Here is a 2292-nt window from a genome sequence, read left to right on the forward strand (position 1 = left end):
CGCACCCCCCCCACACCACGACCGCCGGGGCCACTCGATTTATCCAACCGGTAGATGTATTAGTGTACCCCCCGCTTGCGGGGGCGATGACAGTTGAGAGTGTGGATAGCGCGCCCGCCCCAAGCTCGTCATTGCGAGGAGCACTTGCGACGAAGCAATCCAGACTGTCGCCTTGGAAAGACTCTGGATTGCTTCGCTCCGCTCGCAATGACGGCGGAGATACTCCTCACCGCACCGGCGGCGCGTATTGCACGCCGCCCGCATTCCACAGCTGGTTCATGCCGCGCGGGATCTTCAGCTTCGACTTCTCTCCGATGTTGCGCTCGTACATCTCGCCGTAATTGCCGACGTGGCGAATGATGCGGACGACCCAATCCTTGGTGAGGCCGAGCTGCTCGCCGTAATTGCCCTCGGTGCCGACGAGCCGCATCACTTCCGGCTTCTTCGATTTCAGGGCCTCGTCGATGTTCTCCGAGGAGACGCCGAGCTCCTCGGCGTTGATCATCGCGTACAGCGTCCACTTCACGATCATCATCCAGTCGTCGTCGCGCTGGCGCACGACGGGCGCGAGCGGCTCCTTGGAGATCATGTCCGGCAGGATCATGTGGTCGCCGGGCTTCGACAGGTTGATCCGCAGCGCGTAGAGCTGGGAGACGTCGGCGGAGAGCGTGTCGCATTTGCCGGTATCGTAGGCTTTCACCACGTCGTCCAGCTTGTCGAACTTCATCTCTTCATACTTCATGTTGTTGGCACGGAAGTAATCCGCGACGTTGAGCGCCGTGGTGGTCCCGGTTTGGACGCAGACCTTGCTCCCGGTCAGGTCCAGCGCGGTTTCCTTGTTGCGCGCGCGCGGCAGCATGAAGCCTGCGCCGTCGTAATAGGCGACCGCGGGGAAATAGAGATCGTAGTCGAGCTCGCGCGCCATGCTCCAGGTCGAGTTGCGCGAGAGGATGTCCACTTTCCGGCTCTGCAATTCCTTGAAGCGCTCGCTGGCATCGAGCGCGACGAATTTCGCCTTGCTCGGGTCGTTGAAGATCGCGGAGGCCACCGCGCGGCAGAAATCGACGTCGAAGCCGGTCCAGTTGCCCTTGTCGTCGGGGATCGAGAAGCCCGGCAGGCCCTTGTTGACGCCGCACAGCACTTCGCCGCGGCGGACGGTGCGCTTCAGGGTGCGGGTGTCGTAGAATTCATAGATGATGGCCAGGACGGCGACCAGCACGGCGACTGCGAGCCCGATCAGCAGGCCGCCACGAAAAGTGCGCATCATGTTGCTCTCTCGAAATAATCGGGAAAAGGAATATTCGCCAGGGCGAGAAGATCAGAGTTCGGGCTTCTGCCGGATGACCACCTTGGTGCCGACAGGGACGCGATCGTAGAGATCGGCGACGTCGCGGTTGACGAGCCGGAAGCAGCCTGAGGAGACCTTGGTGCCGATCGTGTCGGGCCGATTGGTGCCGTGGATGCGATAAACGGTGGTGCCCAGATACATGGCGCGCGCGCCGAGCGGATTTCCGGGGCCGCCGGCCATGAAGCGCGGCAGATAGGGCTGGCGCTGGATCATCTCCGGCGGCGGCGTCCAGTCCGGCCACTCCTTTTTGTTGGTGATGTTCACCAGCCCCTGCCATTGAAAACCATCGCGGCCGACGCCGATGCCGTAGCGGATCGCGCGACCGCCGGGCTGCACCAGATAGAGATGCCGTTCGGCGGTCGAAATGATGAGGGTGCCCGGCGCTTCGGTGGTGCGGAAGTAGACGACCTGCTTCTGCCATTCCGGATCGAGCTCATAGGCATCGTCGGCGACCAGGCCCGGCTCGTCGCCGCGGTCGGGCTGCTGGGCGTAGGCATGGGGCGCGGACAGGATCAGGCCGATCGCAGCCACAAACATCCCGGTCAGGCGACGAAAATCCGTCATTTCAAGCTCTCCCCGCGGCCAAGGCCAAAATCATCTGGAACCATCAAATCTCAGGGCCATCTTCATGGCAAGTTCAAGGCACCCTTAGACGATATGTCACGAGAATGCTTTGGTTTTTTGACGGACGGCGCGCAATACCACAAACGGGGGATGGCGCGAAAAGCTCAGATTACCGCCGAGAAGTCGATGCGCTCCCTCCCCCGCTTGCGGGGGAGGGTCGGGGAGAGGGTGTCTCCGCAGAAAGACTCCCCCAGAGGAGAGAACCCTCACCCGGCGCGGCGGGCCGTGGGTGGGCGAGCCCCGGGGGCCCCGCCCCGCCCCCCACCCGCGGGGGTGGGGTTATTGGCGCGGGGGGGGGGGGGGAGGGGGGGGGGCGTTTT

At 63.4% G+C, this 2292-nt stretch carries 2 protein-coding genes; both read right to left on the reverse strand.

What is annotated here, in order from left to right:
- Window positions 1-226: 226 nt before the first annotated feature.
- Window positions 227-1264 carry an amino acid ABC transporter substrate-binding protein gene (locus AC0L2J_RS34645; RefSeq protein WP_035975288.1) on the reverse strand — a complete coding sequence of 346 codons (1038 nt, stop codon included), beginning with the start codon at window positions 1262-1264 and terminating at the stop codon, window positions 227-229.
- Between the two features lie 54 nt (window positions 1265-1318).
- The gene (locus AC0L2J_RS34650; protein WP_007597994.1) at window positions 1319-1912 is read right to left on the reverse strand and encodes a L,D-transpeptidase; all 594 of its coding nucleotides are present in this window, start codon (window positions 1910-1912) and stop codon (window positions 1319-1321) included.
- Window positions 1913-2292: the final 380 nt, after the last annotated feature.

Source organism: Bradyrhizobium sp. MV1.5 (genome assembly GCF_055807615.1).

Coding starts and splice junctions, on each gene's coding strand:
- AC0L2J_RS34645 (WP_035975288.1), bottom strand. CDS start 1,264: ATGCGCACTTTTCGTGGCGGCCTGCTGATCGGGCTCGCAGTCGCCGTG.
- AC0L2J_RS34650 (WP_007597994.1), bottom strand. CDS start 1,912: ATGACGGATTTTCGTCGCCTGACCGGGATGTTTGTGGCTGCGATCGGC.